This is a genomic window from Bacteroidales bacterium, from assembly GCA_018334875.1.
In the GTDB taxonomy this organism is placed as follows: Bacteria; Bacteroidota; Bacteroidia; order Bacteroidales; family UBA12077; genus JAGXLC01.
This window is the reverse complement of the sequence record JAGXLC010000417.1, coordinates 1-3592: the sequence shown is the minus strand read 5'-3', so window position 1 is coordinate 3592 and position 3592 is coordinate 1. Positions and strand designations below refer to the sequence as shown.

At 35.8% G+C, this 3592-nt stretch carries 6 protein-coding genes; 5 read left to right on the top strand and 1 reads right to left on the bottom strand.

What is annotated here, in order from left to right; all coding sequences use genetic code 11:
- Positions 1–1667, top strand: a 1667-nt coding sequence (locus KGY70_19105) for a hypothetical protein (protein MBS3777310.1), incomplete at its 5' end; no start/stop codon positions are given.
- Here KGY70_19105 and KGY70_19100 read toward each other — a convergent pair.
- Entirely contained in the window at positions 1650–2141 is a 492-nt protein-coding gene (locus KGY70_19100; protein ID MBS3777309.1) for a hypothetical protein, read from the bottom strand. The two genes, KGY70_19105 and KGY70_19100, sit on opposite strands and share 18 nt — an antisense overlap.
- A 95-nt stretch (positions 2142–2236) precedes the next feature.
- Between KGY70_19100 and KGY70_19095 the strand changes: the two genes are divergently transcribed.
- Genes KGY70_19095 through KGY70_19080 form a run of 4 tightly spaced genes read left to right on the top strand, consistent with a single transcriptional unit; the run spans position 2237 to position 3577 of the window.
- Positions 2237–2602 (top strand): hypothetical protein, encoded by a 366-nt coding sequence (locus KGY70_19095; GenBank protein ID MBS3777308.1) that lies wholly within the window; start codon positions 2237–2239, stop codon positions 2600–2602.
- A gap of 6 nt (positions 2603–2608) precedes the next feature.
- Positions 2609–2911 (top strand): hypothetical protein, encoded by a 303-nt coding sequence (locus KGY70_19090; GenBank protein MBS3777307.1) that lies wholly within the window; start codon positions 2609–2611, stop codon positions 2909–2911.
- Positions 2912–2913: 2 nt separating this feature from the next.
- Positions 2914–3324 carry a hypothetical protein gene (locus KGY70_19085; GenBank protein ID MBS3777306.1) on the top strand — a complete coding sequence of 137 codons (411 nt, stop codon included), beginning with the start codon at positions 2914–2916 and terminating at the stop codon, positions 3322–3324.
- Positions 3325–3334: 10 nt separating this feature from the next.
- Positions 3335–3577 (top strand): hypothetical protein, encoded by a 243-nt coding sequence (locus tag KGY70_19080; GenBank protein MBS3777305.1) that lies wholly within the window; start codon positions 3335–3337, stop codon positions 3575–3577.
- The last annotated feature ends 15 nt before the right edge of the window (positions 3578–3592 follow it).

The window sequence follows — 3592 nt, the reverse complement described above, 5'->3', positions numbered from 1 at the left end:
GGTCAACAGGTGATGAGTGGAGAATATGGAATGATGGGGATGCAGAGTTTCAAAATCTTAAAGTAAGAGGCGGCCTGCAAGTATATGAACTCGTAATTAACAGATTGAGGAGTATAGCAGGCGGCTTCCTCGTAGGTCCTGGACATGGAAAAATTCATTCAGTTTCAGACGCAACGGCAGGAGCTGAACAACTCTACTTTGAAGATGCTTCAGGAAATACGATTGCACCGTTTTCAGTAGGAATGATCATTGTCTGTAAGGATTTTGACATGGACGCGCAACGGGCAACAGGAGGCAGCGGAACCGTATTAAAAGGAATATGGAGAGAGGTTGCAGCAACACAAACAGATGGACGTATTGATCTTACGACTACGAGCGGATGGGCGACAACTGATGATGTAGGTAGTTTTGAAAAAGGTGATGAGGTTATAGCGGCAGGCGATAGCGGCGGCACTTATGACGCTAATATCTATATGAGTGTGACTGATGCAAACAGCCCGTACCTCAAAGTTATGGATGGCATACAATCTTATAATGATTGGCTTAGTGATTCAAAGACACGGGTTCAGATAGGGAATTTAAGAAACTTTGCTAATTATGGGGATAGTGACATATTTGGCTTCTTTGCAGGCGATCAGGCAGGCGATCATGTAGTTATCGATCCTACAAACGGCATAAGATTCCGGGATGGGAGTTATAATGTACTTGCTGAATTAGCAGGAGGATCATTTTATGTAGGTAATGCAAGTTCAACCAACTATGTAAGTTTCAATGGATCAGCTGTGGATATTAATACAAATCAATTTTTACTTGATGCCGGATCAGGTGATTTGAAGATTGATTCAGGAAATAAATTGATTTCTATAAATAGTGGAAATGTTCAACTAGGTTATCAGATTGGCTCTGATAATATTGATGGATTGACGATTGGAGGGGAAACATTTGGTAGTGCTGGTATTCAACAAGATTATAACAGTGGTTCTCCGCGTTTTTATGTCGGAAATGGAACCGATGAACAAATTCAATATGACTCGAATGGTTTTGATATTGACGTGTCAGATATTTATATCGACAGTGGACAGTTACTTATCAGATCAACAGGAGCGGCAACATTAGAAATATATGAAGATGAAGGGATTAATAGAAGATGGAAGGCAGTAGATGATAATCTTGTATATACTTTGAATTTTAGGATTGACGATCAAAGTACTACCAATCAAGGCGATTCGACTCAAGAATATAATATAGTTGATTTTGAACGGATCTATGGGTATGTAGAGGTGACAAATAATTCAGGTAGCCAAAATGATGTAGATATATACTATGAAGTATATGATGGATCAACTTGGAGCCAACTAGATATTTCTTCATATACTGGGATCTTTGGTGGAAGTTTTGTCACAGAAAATTATGACTATATAGGCTTAAATGGATATACTAAATTCAGGGTACGGGCTGTGAGTGGTGTTGATTTTGATATAACAAATTGGTCCATAAAGCATCCACGTTCTGAATTAATTATGAACAATAGAGCTATTCATTTTCTCGGCAGATGGGTTATATTCGACTCTTTGCCAAACTTCACTGATGTAGACAATATTCCATCTGGTACTTTATATAAAAACTCTGATGGATCAGGAAATTATGAATTAAAAATGAAAGGATAAAGATAATGTTAATTGATCAATCGAATTATCGTACTTTGTTTGTATATAGAAATTATTCATTTTTAAACCTATGCCAATATTATACCCAATTTTTGACTTTGAATATTTTCCAACTGATTGATAATAACTTGCTTTTGATGATACCTTTGAATAATTTCCGCCAACAACTATATAGAAATTTTTGTATGGGAAATAGTTTATGTTCGCATTCAATTGATAGAGATAAGTCTTTGTCGAAAGACTTTCCGGTGAAAAAACTTCATCATTTTTCCGATCAGATAAAAAGTAGTATATCAAGTTTGTATTCAGGGTTATGGAAGTATCAACTTTGTAAAACAGTTGAGGGCTTATGCCTAAAGCTATATTATTTTTTAGGCCACTGTTTGAGCCTGCGTGAATACCGAAACCGAGTTTTTGAGCGTTGACTGAAAGAGTTGCAGCTAGTAATACAATAATAAAAATTAAATGTTTCATGGCTTTTATAATTTTGATTTCTACAAATAAACGGTTAATTTTACAATATTGTTACATGGAAAAATATGTTGTACAACATAAAATAAACTAAACTTATGAAACTAAAAGACTTGCAAAACCAATACAACATCGTTCAAAAAATCTATGACAACGGCATTACTGACTTTCAGGAGAAATGGAACAAACGCCCGGCTTTTCAGCAATTGAAAAAAGATGTTGACTATATTGAAGAAGAGCGGCAGCGGCTTTTGAAAGAGTACGCCAATGAACAAGGCCAAATACCGCAATCATTACAGCAAACAGTTGATGCAGAATTTAGGAAAGTTCTCGAAACTGATGTTTCAAAAAATGAAAAGAACTACCCGAAATTCGGTGAGGAAGAGATAAAAAAAGCATCTGAAAGTGGAAAATTGACAAGCACTGAAATAGCTACCCTGGATGATGCGTTTATAAGAAAATAAATAACTATGACAAACGAGGAAAGAAAAGAACTAAAGGAAGAGATTAAAGGTGAACTGCACCATCTTAACAATGGTATCACTAAAAAAATACTGATCATTGTAATTCCATTAATTATCGTAGCCGGGTTGTCATCTTATATGAGAGTTATGACAGCAGAGAAAGTCAACCGAGAACGGATTAAAAACAATTCTCATAAAACTGAAAGTTTGAGTAATTCAATAGAGAATGTAAGGGATGAGAACAACCGGCAATGGAAATACATTATTGACTTTGCAAACAGGAGAGGTGATAAAATTGATTCTGAATAATTATGTATAGATTTTCTGATCTTAGCAAACAGAGGATGGAAGGCGTTAGTGAGACGCTAAAGGCAGTAATGTATGAAGCCCTGAAAAATTCACCCGTGGATTTTGGAATAGCTTGGAAGGGCGGTAAAAGAGATGCAGAAGAACAAAATGAACTCTTTCAAGACGGTGCATCTTTGAAAGATGGGTATAATCAAAAATCAAAGCATCAGGAAGGCAAGGCCATTGACGTGCTGCCTTACGTAAAAGGCGAATATACAACAGAAGAGAAATACTATTATATCCTTATCGGTGTCATCATGACAACAGCAAATCACATGGAAATAAATATACGAAACGGCGGTGATTGGGACAAGGACGGAGAATATGTTACTGATCACAATTTCATTGATTTACCACATTTTGAACTAATATAATTAATTGATTATGAAAAAAATATCTTTTTTTGAAAAATGGAATCGAGATGCAGGCGTAAAAGAATTTAGCCTTTCGAGATTATTATCGGCATTATTCGCAGCCTTTACAGCATTTTTTATATTTCAGTTCTATATCGTAGAAGGGAATGAAGTGACTGTAAATAGCGTTGTTCTGGTGTTGGTGTTGTTAACTGCATCATTTATGCCAAAGGCTTTGAAAGATTATACAGATATTAAGGGCAAGATGGGTTGATGTTTCATAGTGATT